Origin of the sequence: Brevundimonas sp. (assembly GCF_024711105.1) — a bacterium.
Taxonomy (GTDB): domain Bacteria; phylum Pseudomonadota; class Alphaproteobacteria; order Caulobacterales; family Caulobacteraceae; genus Brevundimonas.
Map to the genome: position 1 here is coordinate 1 of NZ_JANJTL010000018.1, position 17023 is coordinate 17023.

General features: G+C 68.3%; 20 protein-coding genes, 2 tRNA genes and 1 pseudogene. 6 read left to right on the forward strand and 17 right to left on the reverse strand.

Going from position 1 to position 17023, the window contains the following annotated elements; all coding sequences use genetic code 11:
• Nucleotides 1–8: 8 nt before the first annotated feature.
• The 3 genes from Q0M60_RS01190 to Q0M60_RS01200 form a co-directional block, all read right to left on the reverse strand.
• Nucleotides 9–503, reverse strand: coding sequence for a DUF2497 domain-containing protein (locus Q0M60_RS01190; RefSeq protein WP_296814891.1), 495 nt, complete (start codon nucleotides 501–503; stop codon nucleotides 9–11).
• A gap of 118 nt (nucleotides 504–621) precedes the next feature.
• Nucleotides 622–2094 carry a TolC family outer membrane protein gene (locus Q0M60_RS01195; protein WP_296814893.1) on the reverse strand — a complete coding sequence of 491 codons (1473 nt, stop codon included), beginning with the start codon at nucleotides 2092–2094 and terminating at the stop codon, nucleotides 622–624.
• Between the two features lie 122 nt (nucleotides 2095–2216).
• Nucleotides 2217–2849: a protein-L-isoaspartate O-methyltransferase gene (locus Q0M60_RS01200; protein ID WP_296814896.1), complete on the reverse strand. Its 633-nt coding sequence runs from the start codon at nucleotides 2847–2849 to the stop codon at nucleotides 2217–2219.
• A gap of 137 nt (nucleotides 2850–2986) precedes the next feature.
• On the opposite strand from Q0M60_RS01200, the gene Q0M60_RS01205 reads away from it, so the two are divergent.
• A tRNA-Cys gene (locus tag Q0M60_RS01205) sits at nucleotides 2987–3060 on the forward strand.
• Between the two features lie 16 nt (nucleotides 3061–3076).
• On the opposite strand, the gene Q0M60_RS01210 is transcribed toward Q0M60_RS01205, so the two are convergent.
• The 5 genes and pseudogenes from Q0M60_RS01210 to rplM all read right to left on the reverse strand — a co-directional run bounded on the left by Q0M60_RS01210 (nucleotide 3077) and on the right by rplM (nucleotide 6045).
• A complete protein-coding gene (locus tag Q0M60_RS01210) occupies nucleotides 3077–3757 on the reverse strand; it encodes an SDR family NAD(P)-dependent oxidoreductase (protein WP_296814899.1) in 681 nt (226 codons plus the stop codon).
• A 17-nt stretch (nucleotides 3758–3774) separates the two neighbouring features.
• Complete coding sequence (argC, locus tag Q0M60_RS01215) at nucleotides 3775–4716, reverse strand: N-acetyl-gamma-glutamyl-phosphate reductase (RefSeq protein ID WP_296814901.1); 942 nt, start codon at nucleotides 4714–4716, stop codon at nucleotides 3775–3777.
• Complete coding sequence (locus tag Q0M60_RS01220; RefSeq protein WP_296814903.1) at nucleotides 4716–4985, reverse strand: hypothetical protein; 270 nt, start codon at nucleotides 4983–4985, stop codon at nucleotides 4716–4718. Before Q0M60_RS01220 ends, argC begins: the two co-directional genes overlap by 1 nt.
• A 74-nt stretch (nucleotides 4986–5059) precedes the next feature.
• A complete protein-coding gene (rpsI, locus tag Q0M60_RS01225; RefSeq protein ID WP_296814905.1) occupies nucleotides 5060–5566 on the reverse strand; it encodes a 30S ribosomal protein S9 in 507 nt (168 codons plus the stop codon).
• A gap of 2 nt (nucleotides 5567–5568) precedes the next feature.
• A pseudogene (rplM, locus tag Q0M60_RS01230) lies at nucleotides 5569–6045 on the reverse strand (50S ribosomal protein L13).
• Between the two features lie 221 nt (nucleotides 6046–6266).
• Here rplM and Q0M60_RS01235 point away from each other — a divergent pair.
• Nucleotides 6267–7655 (forward strand): alkaline phosphatase PhoX, encoded by a 1389-nt coding sequence (locus Q0M60_RS01235; RefSeq protein ID WP_296814909.1) that lies wholly within the window; start codon nucleotides 6267–6269, stop codon nucleotides 7653–7655.
• Here the strand turns inward: Q0M60_RS01235 and Q0M60_RS01240 are convergent.
• Nucleotides 7621–8694 carry a COX15/CtaA family protein gene (locus Q0M60_RS01240; RefSeq protein ID WP_296814911.1) on the reverse strand — a complete coding sequence of 358 codons (1074 nt, stop codon included), beginning with the start codon at nucleotides 8692–8694 and terminating at the stop codon, nucleotides 7621–7623. The two genes, Q0M60_RS01235 and Q0M60_RS01240, sit on opposite strands and share 35 nt — an antisense overlap.
• 121 nt (nucleotides 8695–8815) lie before the next feature.
• On the opposite strand from Q0M60_RS01240, the gene Q0M60_RS01245 reads away from it, so the two are divergent.
• Both Q0M60_RS01245 and Q0M60_RS01250 read left to right on the forward strand, forming a co-directional pair.
• Nucleotides 8816–9070 (forward strand): GlsB/YeaQ/YmgE family stress response membrane protein, encoded by a 255-nt coding sequence (locus Q0M60_RS01245; protein WP_296814914.1) that lies wholly within the window; start codon nucleotides 8816–8818, stop codon nucleotides 9068–9070.
• 72 nt (nucleotides 9071–9142) lie between these two features.
• The gene (locus Q0M60_RS01250; RefSeq protein WP_296814917.1) at nucleotides 9143–9340 is read left to right on the forward strand and encodes a DUF2842 domain-containing protein; all 198 of its coding nucleotides are present in this window, start codon (nucleotides 9143–9145) and stop codon (nucleotides 9338–9340) included.
• 18 nt (nucleotides 9341–9358) lie between these two features.
• Here Q0M60_RS01250 and Q0M60_RS01255 read toward each other — a convergent pair.
• The 7 genes from Q0M60_RS01255 to Q0M60_RS01285 form a co-directional block, all read right to left on the reverse strand.
• Nucleotides 9359–9435, reverse strand: a tRNA-Pro gene (locus Q0M60_RS01255).
• A 50-nt stretch (nucleotides 9436–9485) separates the two neighbouring features.
• Nucleotides 9486–9893 carry a MerR family transcriptional regulator gene (locus Q0M60_RS01260; RefSeq protein ID WP_296814920.1) on the reverse strand — a complete coding sequence of 136 codons (408 nt, stop codon included), beginning with the start codon at nucleotides 9891–9893 and terminating at the stop codon, nucleotides 9486–9488.
• Nucleotides 9890–10186, reverse strand: coding sequence for an integration host factor subunit alpha (locus Q0M60_RS01265; protein ID WP_296814922.1), 297 nt, complete (start codon nucleotides 10184–10186; stop codon nucleotides 9890–9892). Before Q0M60_RS01265 ends, Q0M60_RS01260 begins: the two co-directional genes overlap by 4 nt.
• A gap of 79 nt (nucleotides 10187–10265) precedes the next feature.
• A complete protein-coding gene (locus Q0M60_RS01270) occupies nucleotides 10266–11243 on the reverse strand; it encodes a beta-ketoacyl-ACP synthase III (RefSeq protein ID WP_296814924.1) in 978 nt (325 codons plus the stop codon).
• Complete coding sequence (plsX, locus tag Q0M60_RS01275) at nucleotides 11240–12301, reverse strand: phosphate acyltransferase PlsX (RefSeq protein ID WP_296814926.1); 1062 nt, start codon at nucleotides 12299–12301, stop codon at nucleotides 11240–11242. Before plsX ends, Q0M60_RS01270 begins: the two co-directional genes overlap by 4 nt.
• Nucleotides 12302–12408: 107 nt before the next feature.
• Nucleotides 12409–12927 (reverse strand): DUF177 domain-containing protein, encoded by a 519-nt coding sequence (locus tag Q0M60_RS01280; protein ID WP_296814929.1) that lies wholly within the window; start codon nucleotides 12925–12927, stop codon nucleotides 12409–12411.
• Nucleotides 12924–13457 (reverse strand): ubiquinol-cytochrome C chaperone family protein, encoded by a 534-nt coding sequence (locus Q0M60_RS01285; protein WP_296814931.1) that lies wholly within the window; start codon nucleotides 13455–13457, stop codon nucleotides 12924–12926. Before Q0M60_RS01285 ends, Q0M60_RS01280 begins: the two co-directional genes overlap by 4 nt.
• 84 nt (nucleotides 13458–13541) lie before the next feature.
• Between Q0M60_RS01285 and bamE the strand changes: the two genes are divergently transcribed.
• Nucleotides 13542–14024 (forward strand): outer membrane protein assembly factor BamE, encoded by a 483-nt coding sequence (gene bamE / locus Q0M60_RS01290; RefSeq protein WP_296814934.1) that lies wholly within the window; start codon nucleotides 13542–13544, stop codon nucleotides 14022–14024.
• A 2-nt stretch (nucleotides 14025–14026) separates the two neighbouring features.
• On the opposite strand, the gene Q0M60_RS01295 is transcribed toward bamE, so the two are convergent.
• Nucleotides 14027–14773: a serine protease gene (locus Q0M60_RS01295; RefSeq protein ID WP_296814935.1), complete on the reverse strand. Its 747-nt coding sequence runs from the start codon at nucleotides 14771–14773 to the stop codon at nucleotides 14027–14029.
• A gap of 81 nt (nucleotides 14774–14854) precedes the next feature.
• On the opposite strand from Q0M60_RS01295, the gene Q0M60_RS01300 reads away from it, so the two are divergent.
• The gene (locus tag Q0M60_RS01300; protein ID WP_296814938.1) at nucleotides 14855–17017 is read left to right on the forward strand and encodes a S9 family peptidase; all 2163 of its coding nucleotides are present in this window, start codon (nucleotides 14855–14857) and stop codon (nucleotides 17015–17017) included.
• Nucleotides 17018–17023: the final 6 nt, after the last annotated feature.

Sequence of the window (17023 nt, forward strand, 5' to 3'; positions counted from 1 at the left end):
CGCGGCGGTTAGCGGAATACGCGCTCGAGCTTCTCGCGGAGCATGTCGCGCAGCACGCTGTCGAGGTTCTCTTCCAGCCACTGGCGGACCTGGGGCTCGACGATGGAGCGGACCAGCTGCTCGACAGTCACGCCGCCGCCCATGGCGGCGGTGACGGCCGCCACCGGCTCGGGAGCCGGGGGCGCGGGGGTCGGCTCGGGCTCGTAGGCCGGGAACGGTTCGGGCGCGGGCGAAGCCTCGATGTCGCCGATGGTTTCGGTCGCGGCCGGCTCCGGCGCGGGTTCTTCGTAACGCTGGGTCAGTTCCAGGGGCTCCTCTTCCGCCGGCGGAGCGGCAGGAGCGGGCTCGGGCTCCGGCTCGGGGGCGGCGGCCACCGGCTCGGGGGCCGGTTCCGGCGCGGCGGCGGGAGCGGAACCCTCGGCCGGCTCATCTTCGGAGATGATGCGCCGGATGGAGGCGAGGATCTCCTCCATCGTCGGTTCCTGGGTGCTCTGATCGGTCATGGCCGCCCGCGTCCTGACTTGAATGGGATTGGCGGGACCCTCCCCGCCCTGGTTCCACGCATGACGCCAATCGACCCGGAAATCAACGGCGCAGTTTCGCGCAGCGCGGGAATCCCGATCACGGCGCCGTGCGGATGACCTCTGAGGCGAGCTGATCGTCGATGGGCGCGTTGGGCTGGTCTTCCGCCGGCGTCACCGGGAAGGTCGCCGCGCGGTCGATCGCCTCGATCGCGAACTCCCACGGCACCGAGCCACGGCCGGAGACGCGGCGGAAGTTCGCCTCGGGATCGTAGGCCGGCACGTCGCCGACCAGGTCCGGACCTTCCAGCGCGCCCATGGCCGAGAGCAGCAGGGCCTGGGCCACATACTGATTGCGGCGCGCGGCGACGTAGGAAATCTCGGCGTTGCGCAGTTCCAGCTCCTGGTTCAACACGTCGAGCGTGGTGCGCAGGCCGACCTGGGCCTCCTGGCGCACGCCCTCCGCCGCAATGCGGGCGGCGCGCACCTGCTCCTCCGAGGCACGGAGCGCGGTCTCGGAAGAAATCACCTGGGCGTAAGCCGTCGAGACGTCACGCAGGACCTCGCGCCGGGCGCCCTCGACGCCGATCTGCGCGGCGTTGGCGCGTTCGAGCGCCGCAGCCACGCGCGACCGGTTCAGGCCGCCGGTGAACAGAGGAACCGAGGCGCTGACCCCGACCTGGAGGCTTTGCCGATCATCCAGGCCGAAGGGCACGGCCGTGCCGGACGTGCCATAGCTGGCGTTCAGCCCGGCGGACGGCAGGTAGTCCGACCGCGCCGCGGCGACAGCGGCCTCGGCGGCCTGCAAGGCCCACTCCGAGGCCAGAAGTTCGGGATTGTCGGCGAGTCCGATGTCGAGCGCGGCGTCGAAGTCGCCGGGCGTCGCCGGCAGCGGCGGCAGGGCCTCGAGCGTACCGGGAGCCTGACCGATCACCGCAGCATAGGCGGCGCGACTGACGGACAACTGCGCGCGCGCCGCCGACAGATCGGATTCGGACGCCGCCAGGCGAGCCTGCGCCTGGGCCACGTCGGTGCGGGTGATCTCGCCGACCTCGAAGCGCGCGTTGGCCTCGTCCAGCTGACGACGGAGCACACCGAGGTTTTCCTCACGGATGCGCAGTATCTCGATGTCACGCAGCACGTCTGCATAGGCCTGGATGACGCTGAGCATCACCTGCTGTTCGACGGCCCGCAGATTCTCGCGGCCTCGCGACACATCGGCCAGCGCCGCGTCGATACCGTGAGTCACCCGACCGCCGGTGTAGAGCGGCTGGCTCACCGACAGGCCGGCCGAAAGGCTGTTGGACTCATCGTCGGCGGCGAACGGTCCCGTCGCCTCCGGCCACGTCCGCGTATAGCCGTAGGTCAGCGAAGCGTCCGCCTGGGGCCGAAGTCCGGCCCTGGCCTGAGGGTAGGTCTCGTCCAGGGCGCGCTGCTGGGCGCGCTGCGCCAGGAGAGTCGGGTTGGTCTGGTAGGCCAGTACGATCGCGTCGCGCAGCGACTCGGCCGAGACGGGCCCGGCAGCGAGCATCAAGGACAAGGCGGCGGCGCCGAGCAGGCGACGTTGGAACATGGACTTGCAATCCCTTCGGCGGCCCGACGCCACCCGGCTGTCGTACGTCTGGCCCGTCTTCGCAGATCGGCGATTGCAGGCCAGTTAAGGTTTTTTCACGTCCCGACGAGCGGTTCCCGTCGTTAGAATTGGAATGTAGGTCTTTTATCGAGACCCGCCAGCATGTCGGGGGCCGCATCGAACAATTCGAGTCGGGATGTGGCGCCTCCGCCCGTGCGAACCATCAGGCGGGCCACGCCGACGGGCCCCTGGCGCTCGATTACGACCATGCGGCCGCCACTCTTCAGGGCCTGGACCCAAGCCTCCGGCGCTTCGATCACACCGCCTTCGCTGACCAGAATGTCCCAGTCGCCGCCGACCGGCTGATCGAGCGGCGCAACCTGGACCGTGACGCCCGCCTCGGACAGGACCGGACGGATAACGGCGGCCACGGACTCGTCCGCCTCCTGGGCGACCACGTCGAGACCGATGTGCGCCAGAACGGCGGCCGCATAGGGTGCGGCGACGCACAGTGCGCGTTCGCCCGGCCGCGGAGCCAGCGCCTGCAGCAGCTTGCCCACCTCACGGGCCGGGGTCAGGCTGCGGCCGGCCGCGATCGGCGCCTTGGCGTCGGCGTAGGCCGCGAAGCTCCAACCGGGCGCGCAGAGGCGCTCGCGCGGGACCGCCAACATGGCGTCATGGATGGCCGTGTTGGTGACGTCGCTGGTGCGAACCTGGCTGTCGACCATGTTGCGGCGGGCCGAGACGAGGTCCATGCCGGGCTCCGATAACGTCCTGGAAATCGGGGGCGCTTATAGGTCGAGCCTGGGGCTGCGGCAATCGCGCAAAGGCGCGTTGCGGCGCGCGAGTCGATCTGATAGCGAACGCCCTCCCCGAAACGGGGCTCGCGACCGGCCTGGTGGCGGAGTGGTTACGCAGCGGACTGCAAATCCGTGTACGCCGGTTCGATTCCGGCCCAGGCCTCCAGCTTTCCCGAAATCGCCTAGACGCGGCCCGCCACGGGGATCAGCGCGCCTGTAATGCCGGACGCAGCATCCGAGATCAGGAACAGGATCACGGCCGCCAGCTCGTCGGCCGTCACCCACTTCGAGGGATCGGCGTCGGGCATGTCGGCGCGGTTCTGAGGCGTGTCGATGATCGAGGGCAGCACGGCGTTGACCGTCACCTGGCCCTTGTACTGCTCCGCCAGCGCCTCGGTCAGACGATGGACGGCTGACTTGGAGGCCGCGTAGGCGCCCATGCCGTTGGCGGCCAAGAGCGCGCCCTTGGCCCCGATATTGACGATCCGGCCCGCAGGGCTCCGCACCAGATGCGGCAGGGCGGCGCTGGACGCGTTCAGGCACGTCATCAGGTTCAGCCGGTGCATTCGCTCCCAGGTCGCCGCGCGACCCAGCTCGACGGTCTCCCAGACAAAACCGCCGGCTATGTTGATCAGAGCGTCGATACGGCCCAGCTCGGCCAGGACGGCGTCCATGGCGGCCCGAGCCTGAGCCTCGTCGGACAGGTCCAGCCCGCCCCGCACGAAGGCGACCTCGAAGCCGGCGGGTGGCTGGGCGGCGTGATCCAGGGCCGCGACGCGGGCGCCCTGCGCGGCGGCCTGGGCGGCGACCACGCGGCCCAACTGGCCGAAGGCTCCGGTGATGACGACGACCTTGTCGCGCATGGTTGTCTCCCGGGGGGTCAGTTGAGGCCGGCGGCCTCGTCGAGGCCGAGCATGAGGTTGAGGTTCTGCACCGCCGCGCCGGACGCGCCCTTGCCGAGGTTGTCAAGCTGGGCCACCAGCCGGGCCTGGTCGCCGGCGGGGTCGCCGAAGACGAACAGCCGTATACGGTTCGTCCCATTGAGGTCTTCCGGGGCGATGCCGGTCATCGCCTGGCTCTCGGACAGCGAGGCGACGGAGACGAAGCGTTCGCCCTCATAGGCGGCCTCCAGGACCGCATGGACGTCCGCGACTGAGGGCCGCTCCGGCAGGGCGCGAAGCTGAAGCGGAACCTCGACCAGCATGCCCTGCGCATAGGCGCCGACGGCGGGCGCGAAGAAGGGCCGGCCGGTGAGGCCTGTGTGCGCCATCATCTCCGGCACGTGCTTGTGCGTCTGGGTCAGGCCATAGGCCCGGAACGGCGGAGCCCCCTGCCCGGCTTCGAACTCGGCGATCATCGCCTTGCCGCCGCCGGTGTAGCCCGACACGGCGTTGACCGTGACCGGCCAGTCGGCCGGGATGATCCCGGCCTGAACCAGCGGACGCACCAGACCGATGAAGCCCGTCGGGTAGCAGCCGGGGTTGGAGACGCGCTTCGAGCCGGCGATGGCGGCGCGCTGGCCCTTCGACATCTCGGGGAAGCCGTAGGTCCAGTCCGGGTCAACCCGATAGGCCGTCGAGGCGTCGACCACGCGCGCGGCCGGGTTCTCGATCATCGCCACGGCTTCGCGCGCGGCATCGTCCGGCAGGCACAGAACCACCAGATCGGCCGCGTTCAGCAGCTCGGCCCGCGCGGCCGGGTCCTTGCGACGCGCCGGGTCGATGGAGAGGAGCCGCAGGTCGTCGCGGCCCTCGAGCCGCTCGCGGATCTGCAGGCCCGTGGTGCCGGCTTCGCCGTCGATGAAGATGGTGGGCGTCGTCATTAGCCTTCCATGCCAGCGAGCCAATCGCCAAACGAGGCAAATTCCGCCACGGACTCAAATGTGAGGTCAGCGCCGGCGTGATAGCCGACATGAACCTCGGCTACTCGGCCGTCGGTTAGGCTTACCAGGAAATCATCGGCCGCCATGTTCTGCGCGAGAACGCCGCTCATCCCGAGGTCTGAGCATTGGCGCACAGCATCCCGCCAACTGTCCCTAAACGGCTCGCGCCGCCATTCCCATGCGAACGGAAGGTTCGGCCTGTCGGTCAAGAAATGCCTCCAAGAAAAAAGGCGCTCCGGGTTTCCCCGAAGCGCCTTTTGTAATCCCACTCGCGGGTCGCGAGTTAGCGCTTCGAGAACTGGAAGCTGCGGCGGGCCTTGGCGCGGCCGTACTTCTTGCGCTCGACGACGCGGCTGTCGCGGGTCAGGAAGCCGTGCGGCTTTAAGACCGGGCGCAGCTCCGGCTCGTAATAGGTCAGGGCCTTGGCGATGCCGTGACGGATCGCGCCGGCCTGGCCCGAAAGGCCCGAGCCCTGGACGGAGACGTCGACGTCGAACTGGGTCGCGCGGTCGGCGATCTGCAGCGGCTGGGCGATCATCATGCGCAGCACCGGGCGAGCCAGATAGACCTCCTGGTCGCGGCCGTTGATGGTGATCTTGCCGGAGCCCGGCTTGATCCAGACGCGGGCGATGGCGTTCTTGCGCTTGCCGGTCGCGTAGGCGCGGCCCTGGGCGTCGACGATGCGCTCGCGCACCGGGGCCGGGGCGTTGGTGCCCATGCCGGCCAGGGTGTCGAAGCCCTTGCCTTCGGTGGTTTCCGGAGTGGTTTCAGCAATCGGCTGGTCAGTCATGATTACTGGCTCCGGGCGTTCTTGGCGTTCAGGCCGGCGAAGTCGACGACTTCCGGCTGCTGAGCCTCATGGGTGTGTTCGGCGCCGGCGAAGATGCGCAGGTTGGTCATCTGCTTGCGGGCCAGCGGGCTTTACTTGGGCAGCATGAGCTCGACGGCCTTCTCGAGCACGCGCTCCGGGAAGCGGCCTTCGAGGATCTGGCCGGCGACGCGGGTCTTCACGCCGCCCGGGTGGCCGGTGTGGCGGTGATACAGCTTGTCGGTCAGCTTCTTGCCGGTGAACTTCACCTTGGCCGCATTGACGACGATGACGTTGTCGCCGCAGTCGACGTGCGGGGTGTAGTCCGGGCGGTGCTTGCCGCGCAGGCGCATGGCGATGAACGAGGCGAGACGGCCCACGACCACGCCTTCGGCGTCGATCACGATCCACTTCTTCTCGACATCCGCGGGCTTCAGCGAAGCCGTGGTGTGCTTGAGCATGATGGTGTCCTGGTAAGCGGCCGGAGAACGCCCCCGGTCGCGAAGCCGCGCCTTCTACAGGAGGGCCCGGGACCGGTCAATCGCGCATTTGCGTACGAGTTTGACACAGCACATTGTTTTACATCGCTTTTATGGTTGCGGTATCAAAATACCGTACGAAATTTCAGTCACGCGCTCGTCGCATGGAGCCGCTACATGCCGCTCGCAACTTCGAGGTGGTCATGAGCCTCTCCCGTCGCGGTTTCCTGGCGTCCGGTGCGGCCGGCCTGGCCTTCTCCGGCCTGGCCCAGGCGGTCAGGGCGCAAGCGCCGGAGAGCTATCGCAACGAGGTGACCGCCTACGGACCGTTGCGGCGGGACCCGCTGGGTGTCTTCGACCTGCCCGACGGATTTGAATATCGGATCGTCTCCCAAGCCGGCGAGACGATGGCCGACGGACTGCTCGTCCCCACCAAGTTCGACGGCATGGGCTGTTTCGGCGTGCGCGGTCCTCTTGGCCTGGGCGGAGGCTCGCGGGTCGCGCTGGTCCGGAACCACGAGCTGGACAAGGATGACGTCAACGACGGCGCCTGCGGCATCGCCCACCACCTGCTGGACCGGCTGGACATGTCCCGCGCTTACGGGCGCGACGCGGCGGGCATGCCACTGTCCGGCGGCACGACCACGCTGATCTACGATCTGGAGGAACGCCGCACGATCCGCCAGCACCTCAGCCTGGCCGGGACTTCGACCAACTGCGCGGGCGGGGTCACGCCCTGGGGCTCGTGGCTGACTTGCGAGGAGACCTCCATCCGGGCGGGCGACGAGGTGCTGCAGGACCACGGCTGGGTCTTCGAGGTGCCGGCGAACGCCCGCGGCCTGGTGGAGCCGCGACCGCTGCGCGCCATGGGCCGGTTCGACCACGAGGCCGCCTGCGTCGATCCCTCGACCGGCGTCGTCTACATGACCGAGGACGAGGACGACTCCCTCTTCTATCGCTTCATCCCCAATACGCCCGGCCGGCTGCACGAAGGCGGACGCCTGCAGGCGCTGGCGGTGCGCGACGCGCCCGGCGCCGACCTGCGCAATTGGGAAGGCCGCGCGGCCTGGAGCCAGGGCGAATGGCTCGATTGCGACTGGATCGACCTGGACGATGTCGAAAGTCCCAATAGCGACCTGCGGATGCGCGGCCACGCTGCGGGGGCGGCGCTTTTCGCGCGCGGCGAAGGCCTGCACTGGGGCGACGGCGAGATGTTCTTCACGGCCACCTCGGGCGGCGCGCGTCAGTTCGGCCAGATCGTCCGGCATGTGCCCGGCGAGACTGGCGGCCGCATCCAGCTGTTCATCGAGTCGAGCGACGATCAGGTCTACGACTACGGGGACAATCTCACGGTTGCGCCCTGGGGCCACCTTCTGGTCTGCGAGGACCGCTACTCGACCGAGATCAACCACATTCGCGGCGTGACGCCGGAGGGGCGGATCTACACCCTGGGCCGCAACGTCTACGAGGGTAACTCGGAACTCGCGGGGGTCTGCTTCTCGCCGGACGGCTCGACGATGTTCGTCAATATCCAGACGCCGGGGATCACCCTGGCGATCACAGGCCCCTGGACGCGATTCCAGAACTCATGAACAGGCGCGGCTGGGACCGCCGGACCCGCCACAGCAGATAGGTCGCCAGACCTAGCACGATCACGCCGCCCGCCTGGTGGAAACCGGCCAGCCAGGGGTTCAGGGCGGTCATCAGGGTGGCGATTCCCAGCAGCATCTGGACGAACACTGCCGCCATCAGGGCGATGGCCGCCGCCGGGACACCCTCGGACAGTCGCAGGCGCAGGGCGCGGTAGAGGAACACGGCCGCGCACAGGAACACGGCGTAGCCGCCCAGCCGGTGCATGAACTGCACAAGGCCCTGGTCATGCAGGAAGGCCATCGCCCCCAGACCCCAGTCGACAGGCGGGAAGAAGCTCCCCTCCATCAGGGGCCAGTCCGTGTAGACCCGGCCGGCGTCATTCCCAGCAACCAGCCCGCCGAGCAGGCACTGGAAGAAAACCAGCGCCAGAAGGGCCAGGGCCCCACGCGTCCAGCCCGCTGGCGAGCGGCTGTAGTCCTCGCCGTATTCCGCCTCCAACGCGGTCCAGACGAGGCCGACAAATATCAGCAGGGCCAGGCCCAGATGGGTCGTCAGGCGCTCCGGCGCGACGTCGACGCGGCCGGCCAGGCCGGAGACCACCATCCACCAGCCGACTAGACCCTGGAGCCCACCCATCGCCAGGAGGACCACACACCGCCAGATCAACCGGCGTGGAATCGCGCGCATGATCAGCAGGATGGCGAAGGGAACGGCGAAGGCTACGCCGATCAACCGCCCAAGCAGGCGGTGCACCCATTCCCACCAATAGATCGACTCGAACTCCTGCAGCGTCATGCCTGCGTTGACCTGCTGATACTCGGTCGTCCGGCGGTAGGCGTCGAAGGCGCGCGCCCAGTCGGCCTCGTTCAGCGGTGGAAGCGCGCCGGAGATCGGCGCCCATTCGGTGATCGAAAGGCCCGAATCGGTCAGGCGGGTGACACCTCCGACCACCACCATCGCCAGAACCAGGACCGCGACTGAAAACAGCCAGATGGCGGTGAGTCTCGAACGGTCTTGGTAGGCGGCGGACAGACTCATACTCTCACTCGCTGGTGGCGATCAGGCGAACGGCTGCTCTTTGCCCAAGGAACCTGTGGCGCGCCACCCGCATTTCAACTTTTGATCCGGCGGAGGGCCGGGGGCTGAAAGGAAATCGCGGATGTTTGACGACCTCGGTATCATCGTGGCGATCATCGTGGGTATCGCCGCCGGCTGGATCGCGGAACAGGTCACAGGCCGTCGGCACGGTCTGGTCACCAACCTGATCGTCGGCCTGCTGGGCGCCCTGCTCGGCTGGTTCCTGGCGACCAATGTGCTCGACATGGGCCTGGACGGCTGGATCGAGTGGCTTCTGGCCTCGGCCATCGGCGCCATCATTCTTCTGGCTGTCTTCGGACTGGTTCGCCGTCGCTAGACGCACCGGTTCGGTCTAGACACGACGCCGCGGGCCATCCGGCCCGCGGCGTTTCCTCTGTCTGGAGCCGGTATGGGCCCCCGCACGCGCACCGCCGTCGCCTCACTCGGGGTGGTGGCCTTCCTGATCTTCTACGTCTGGGCGGTGGTCAGTCTGGCCACTTTCATCCCGCAAGTCTGGTGGGCCCAGGTTCTCTATTTCGCGGTCGCGGGCCTTGCCTGGGGCGTGCCCATCCTGCCGCTGATCAGTTGGGCGGGACGGGAGAGATAGAGGCGGCGGGGGAAGGAATGGTCGGAGCGGCGGGATTCGAACCCACGACCCCTTGACCCCCAGTCAAGTGCGCTACCAGGCTGCGCTACGCTCCGAGAGGCCGCCGTATAGACGCGGCGCCCGGTCGCGGCAAACGGAAAAAGCCCTAGGCCGAAAGGGCCGCGTCGAGACGCCGCTTGGCCGACTCCACGGCCGCGAGCACCGCCCTGAGACGGATGGTATCGGGGCCGGACGCCATCGCCGGAGCGGGGGCGGGCTCGGCCTCGAAACCAGCTGCGGCCTCGGGGTCGGCGGCCGCCACGATGCGGCGCACGCCGTGTTCCTTGTGGAGTTTCTGGACCCCGCGGATGGTCACGCCTTCGTCGTGAAGCAGCGCCTTGACGCCGCGAAGGACCAGCAGGTCCTGGGGCCGATAAAAGCGTCGGCCGCCCGCCCGCTTCATCGGCTTCACAAAGGCGAACTTGGTCTCCCAGAACCGCAGCACATGCTGCGGCACGCCCAGTTCCTCGGCCGCTTCCGAAATCGTCCGGAATGCGTCGGGACTCTTGGTCACGCCTCGGCGCCGTCGACCTTGGACTTCATGATCTGTGAAGCCCGGAAACTGATGACCCGGCGAGGGTGGATTGCGGCGGGTTCGCCGGTCTTGGGATTCCGGCCCATGCGCGCCCGCTTGGAACGCACCTGGAAGACGCCGAAGCCGGACAGCTTGACCGTTTCACCCTTCTCAAGGGTCTCGACAATCATCTCCAGGACTCGCTCGACGAGCCCCGAGCACTCCTGACGCGAAAGTCCGACCTCCGAATGCAGCGCCTCGGAGAGGTCGGCGCGGGTCACGGTTCTGGCCATTTCAGTCCCCCGGGGTGTGCTCCCTGCCTAGCTCACCTGTTACGCGAAGCCGGTGAAAAGCGGAAGCCTCCACCCAAGCTTAATAACGGATTGCGCAGGCGCCCCAGGTCAGACCCCCACCCATCGCCTCGAGGAGCAGCAGGTCGCCGCGCTTGACGCGGCCGTCCGCGATGGCGGCGTCCAGCGCCAGGGGAATGGATGCCGCCGAGGTGTTGGCATGGCGATCCACCGTCAGGACGACCTTGGACTCGTCTATACCGAGCCGGTCGCCCACACCCTTGATGATGCGCTGATTGGCCTGGTGAGGAATGAACCAGTCGACCTCGGAAACCTGAAGGCCGGCGGCCTTGCAGGCGCCTTCGACCGCCTCCGCAATGTTGATGACCGCGTGGCGGAACACCTGATTGCCCGCCATGCGCAGATGCCCGACGGTGCCCGTCGTCGCTGGACCGCCGTCGACGTAGAGCAGGTCCGTCTTGTTGCCGTCGCAGCGGAGCGCGAAGCCCAGCAGGCCCCGGTCGGCCGTCGTCCCCTGCCCTTCCTCAGGCGTCAGCACGACGGCGCCGGCGCCGTCGCCGAACAGGACGCAGGTGGACCGGTCACTCCAGTCCATCAGCCGCGTCATCTCCTCAGCGCCGATGACCACGGCGCACCGGGAAAGACCGCGCGCCACGAAGCCGTCGGCGACAGACAGGGCGTAGACGAAGCCCGAACAGACGGCTTGCACGTCGAAGGCCGGACAGATCGGCGCGCCCAGCTTGCGCTGAACGATGGCGGCCGTGGCCGGGAAGGTCATGTCCGGCGTGGTGGTCGCCACCACGATCAGGTCGATGTCCGCCGGTTCCTTGCCCGCGGCGAGCAACGCCCGCTTGGCGGCCTCGACGGCCAGGTCGCTGGTGGGCTGGTCGGGCGCCGCGCGGCGGCGCTCCTTGATGCCGGTGCGCTCCTGGATCCATGCGTCTGAGGTCTCGACGATGGCGGCGAGGTCATCGTTTGTGACGATCGTCTCGGGGAGATAGGCGCCCACGCCCGCTATGGCGCTTCGGATTACGCTCACTTGACCGGCTCCGCCTCGCCTGGGTGCGCATGCGCTTCGTCCAGCCGGGCCATGTTGGCGGCCACCTTGGCCGCATAGTCGCTTTCCGCAAGATCCAGCGCCACGCGAATTGCGTTGCCATAGCCCCGTGCATCCGCGCCGCCGTGGCTCTTCACCACCAGGCCGTTCAGGCCTAGCAGGGGGCCCCCATTGACCGATCCAGGGTCGATGCGCCTGCGCATGGCCTTGAGCGCCGGCGAGGCGATCAGCGCCCCGAGCCGGGATTGAAGGCTCGACATAAGCGAGTCCTTCATGATGCCCGAAATGAAGCGCGCGGTGCCCTCGGCGGTTTTCAGGGCGATATTTCCGGTGAAGCCGTCGGTGACGACCACGTCGACCGTCCCCTTGGACAGGTCATCGCCTTCGACAAAGCCCCGGTAGTCCAGGTCGAAGGCGCCGCTGCGCAGCAGTTCCGCGGCCTGGCGGACCTCGTCGCGGCCTTTCATGTCCTCGGAGCCGACATTGAGCAAGCCGATCGTCGGCTTCTCGACGTGGTGAACCGCACGGTGGAAGGCTTCGCCCATGATTGCGAACTCAACCAGCTGGTCGGCGTCGGAGTTCACGTTGGCGCCCACGTCCAGGACCGCGGTGTGTCCCTTCACGGTCGGCCAGGAGGCCACGATGGCGGGACGGTCCAGTCCCGGGGCCGACATGCGCAGGATCAGCTTGGACAGGGCCATCAGCGCCCCGGTGTTCCCGGCCGACACCACCGCGCCGGCCTGACCTTCCTTCACCGAGGTGATGGCGTTCCACAGGCTCGAGCCCTTGCCGCGGCGCAGGGCTATCGCCGGCTTCTCGTCCATCGCGACGACGAGATCCGTATGCCGCACCTCGCAGGCCTCCCGCGCCAGCGGGCAGCGGGCCAGCTCGGCCTCGATGGCCGCCTGGTCGCCATGCAGCAGGAACCGCGCGCGACCGGCGCCGTGGGCCTTGAGGAAGGACTCGACGCCGTGGACGGTCACGGCCGGGCCGTGATCGCCGCCCATGGCGTCGATGGATATGACGGACTTAGCGGGCAAGGGTTTCAGGTCGCCTCCGGCGCGTCAGGACGGCATCCGCGCGCGCTCGACAGTGAGCTGGGACGATAGCGCCCGGTCCGGACGATGCAAGCGGGCCTGACGCAGGGTCATTCCTGATCCTTGGCCTTGAGCTGGGCCAGGACGGCGAAGGGTGACGGCTCGGCGTCCGTCTGGGGCGGTTCGAACTCGGCGCCGGGCTTGCGCGGATAGGGCTCGAGCGACAGCGCCAGATGTTCGACCACATAGGCGCCGAGATCGATCGCTCCGTCCTCGATATAGTCCGGCCCGTCCGGCGTATCGGCGTCGGCCTCGATCACGCGAGGAACCGGGTTGGCCTCGGTCGCCTCCACCAGATCGACCGAGAATCGCTCATCCACCTCCACGGGCAACGGCTCCAACGTCACGCCGCAGGTCTGAGCCAGGGTGGAGCGCACGCGTCCCTCCAGAACCCATCCCGCTCCGGACGGCTTGACCGACACCTCGGCGGTGAGGTCGTCGAGCGACGCCAGGTCCAGGGCCTCTGCGACCCGTTCCCGAGCGCCGGCGTCGGCGCTCATGCTGCGAGTCACCCCGGCGCCGATCTGATCAAGCCTCAGGCGTTCGCTCCAGGGTGGTTCATCGATCATGGCGTCACCTCCGGCCACGCGGCCTGGCCCCTGAGAAGCTCCGCAAGCGGCTGGGCGGCCAGGGCCTCATGGGTGGAAAGCGCATAGGCGGCCAGGCGGTTCGCGCCCTGGCCCGCCTCGTCCTCGGCGAAGATGGCCCGGCCGATCAGCCCGGCAAGCGCCTCGCCGTCGCCCGCCTGCAGAGCGTTCTGATAACCGACCGTGCGGCCATAGACCGCCTCGCCCAGCTTCCTCATCTTCTTGGCCACGGACAAATCCCCGACGCCCAGCTCGCGAAGGGAATCGTCCAGGGCCCCCACGAAGGCGTCGAACAGGGTCTGGCTGGTTTCGGCCGCGGCCTCGCCGTGGCCCTTGAGGCGCGTCAGCAGCAAGCTGAGGTGCAGGACATAGAGCTCGAACCGCGCGTCGATCCGGTCGGCCACCCCAAAGTCCGTATACAGCGCGGGCTGGCGCGCCTGGGCCACCAGCCCGGCGTAAAGCGCCTCGCCGGCCACACGCGCCTGACGGGGCCGGAACAGCCGCCTCAACACAGTCTTCGCCCCATTTCGGTCTCGGCGTTGAACTAATCGTCGCCGCGCGTTAGGTCAAAGGCCGCAGTCTTCCGGATAGTCTTCATGTCGGTTCCGTTCCGCGCCGCTCTCATCGCCTCGGCCGCCGTGCTCGTCACGGCCTGCGCGCCGGCCGTCGCGCGCCACGGCTTCCAGCCCGTGGACGTGAGCCCGTCCGACATCGTCGTCGGCACCGACACACGCGAGACCGTCCAGGCCCGCCTCGGCAGCCCGTCGGCGGTCTCCACCTTCGAGCCGAACGTCTGGTTCTACGTCTCGCAGACCACGGCCAAGTACACCTTCAACCTGCCGGAGGTGAGCCAGCGGTCCGTGACCCAGATCACCTTTGACGAGGCCAATGGTCGGGTCCTTTCGGTGGTGAACCTGGACCTCGAGGACGGCCAGCAGATCGCCTATTCGGACCGCGAGACGCCAACGCGCGGCCGCGAACTCACCGTCCTTGAGCAACTCCTCGGCAACGTCGGCCGCCAGCGGCTGCCGGGCGACGAGGAGGATCTCCCGCCGAACCAGCGCCGCCGCGAGGAGTAGGCCTAGCCGACGGCCGCCAGCACGGGCGCGCCCTGATCCATCAGGGCGATGGTCTGGCGCACGAAGACGGCGTGGGTGACCACCCCGATTCCGAGTCTTTCCGAGTTCAACTCCACCTGCTGAGTGACCAGACCCAGAATGACCGGGTGCGTCCAGCCGCGCGCGCCGCCCAAGGTGAAGACAGGGCCTCCTGAATTGCCCGGGTACATTGCCACGTCGATCAGGAAGGTCGGAAAGGCGCTGACCGGCCAAAGCGGCCAGGACGCCACGCGGCCGGACCTGAGAATCGGAAATCCCGCCCGGTTCGCCGACAGCCCACGCGGGAAGCCAAGCGCCATCAGCTCGTCCCCGGGCCCGATCCCTTCCTCCCCCATCGAGGCGTCGTCTCCCAGCCAGGCCAGGGGGATCGCCGCACGGGCGAACTCAGGCGGGGCGGAGACCTCCAGGACCGCCACGTCCCGTTCCGGGTGCCGCGTCCAGTAGGGTCGACCGTCGACCGCCGTAAGCGGCGCCGGCAGGGGATTGAAGCGCCAGCCGCCGTCGCCCGTCTCGTCGCGCCAGCCGAGACGCACCTGTCCGCCCTCGGCCGGTTCGACGACATGGGCAGCAGTGACCAGCACCACCCGCGGCGTGCCGTCCGGACGCGGTGCGTCCACAAGGAATCCGGTCGCCGTGCGGCGCTCGCCGCCCACCGAATGCTCGATCTGGACGGTGGCGTTGATCAACTGGACCGTGAGGTCCCATTCCATGGGCGACACTCCCCTCAAAGCCTATTTGACGACGGGCTGCGGCTCTGCGCAACGTCGCGCAACTCGTTCGGGAGGGGACCCATGAACCGCCGCCAGCTTATCGTTTCGACCGCCGCCGCCGCGACCGCCATGGCCGCCGGCGCACCTGCCTATGCCCGCCAAGGAAGCTCCATGCCCACACCTCCCGTCGCCCGCCGTATCCCCGTCCGCATCGAGCAGCTGGGCCGGGTCCGGGTCGACGACTATCAGTGGATGAAGGACGACAACTGGCAGGCGGTCCTGCGCGACCCCTCGCTGATCAAGGCCGACGTCCGCGAGCACCTGGAAGCCGAGAACGCCTATCGCGAAGCGGTGCTGCGCTCGACCGAGCCCCTGCAAGAGGCGATGTTCAACGAGATGCGCGGCCGCATCAAGGAGGACGACAGCTCGGTTCCGGCCGTCTACGGGCCTTGGGAGTACTACACCCGGTATGAAGTCGGGGCGCAGCACCCCTTCTACTGCCGCCGCCCAATCGGTGACGCGGCCGGCGAGCAGATCCTGCTGGACGCCAACGCCCTGGCCGCCGGCAAGGACTATTCCTCGGTCGGCGCCACCTCTCCCAGCCCCGACCACCGCTATTTCGTCTACGCCGAGGACGACCAGGGCTCGGAGGTCTACAAGATCTTCGTCAAGGACCTGACCACCGGCGAGCTCGTCGGCGAGGCCATTGACGAGACGGTCGGCGACTTCACCATCTCGCCCGACAGCGGCCAGCTGTTCTGGACCAACCGGAACGACAACGGCCGCCCGGACAAGATCTTCCGCCGTCCGATCACCGGCGGCGACCGGACCCTCGTCTATGAGGAGGAGGACGAGGGCATGTTCATGGGCGTGCGCCGCACGTCCGACGACCGCTACGTCCTGATCGGCATTGGCAACCAGGAGACCTCAGAGACCCGCATCGTCGTGGACGGCGAGCCCGTCGTGACCGAACCCCGTCAGGAAGGCGTCCTCTACGACCTTGACCACTGGTCCGACCGCTGGATCATCCGCACCAACGCCGACGGCGCCGTGGACTTCAAGGTCGTCCAGGCCCCCACCGACGCGCCGGGCAAGGCGAACTGGGTCGAGGTGATCCCCTTCACCGCCGGCCGCATCATCGAGAACGTCGGCCTGTTCCAGAACTGGCTAGTCCGCCAGGAGCGCGCGGACGCCAACACCCGCATCGTCATCCGCAACCGCGGCGGCGAGGAGCACGCCATCGGCGTCGAGGAGCCGGCCTATGCGCTGGGAATGATGGGCTCCTACGAGTACGCCACTAACAATCTGCGCTACACCTACAACTCCATGTCGCGGCCGACCGAGACCTACGACTATGACATGGCCTCGCGCAGCCGCACCCTGCGCAAGACCCAGGAGATTCCCTCGGGCCACAACCCGGCGGACTACGTCGTGGAGCGGCTCGAGGCGCGTCACGAGGACGGGGCGATGATCCCGATCTCGATCCTGCGCCGGGCGTCCACGCCGGTCGACGGCTCGGCCCCGCTGCTGCTCTACGGCTACGGCTCCTACGGCATTCCGATGTCGGCCAGCTTCAACTCCAACCGGCTGTCGCTGGTCGATCGCGGCTTCATCTACGCCATCGCCCACATCCGGGGCGGGTCGGACAAGGGCTGGAACTGGTTCCTGGCCGCGCGGCGCATGACCAAGAAGAAGACCTTCGAGGACTTCATCGCCTGCGCCGATCACCTCATCGCCCAGAACTACGCCCGCTCGGGTAATATCGTGGCGCATGGCGGCTCGGCGGGTGGGATGCTGATGGGCGCCGTCGCCAACATGCGCCCCGAACTGTGGGCCGGCGTCCTGGCCAACGTCCCCTTCGTGGACGTGATCAACACCATGAGCGACACTTCCCTGCCGCTGACGCCGCCCGAGTGGCCCGAGTGGGGCAACCCGCTCGAGGACCCGGAGGCGTACGACTACATGATGAGCTACAGCCCCTACGACCAGGTCGAGGCCAAGGCCTATCCGGCCATCCTGGCGACCGGCGGCCTGAGCGATCCGCGCGTGACCTACTGGGAGCCGGAGAAGTGGGTGGCCAAGCTGCGGCCCGCGACGACCTCGGGCAAGCCGGTGCTGCTGAAGATCAACATGACGGCCGGCCACTTCGCCTCGTCGGGTAGGTTCGACTATCTGCGCGACATCGCCCACGACTACGCCTTCTGCGTCTGGGCGGCCCAGCGGGGATGGGAACAGTCGGCCTGACCCCGA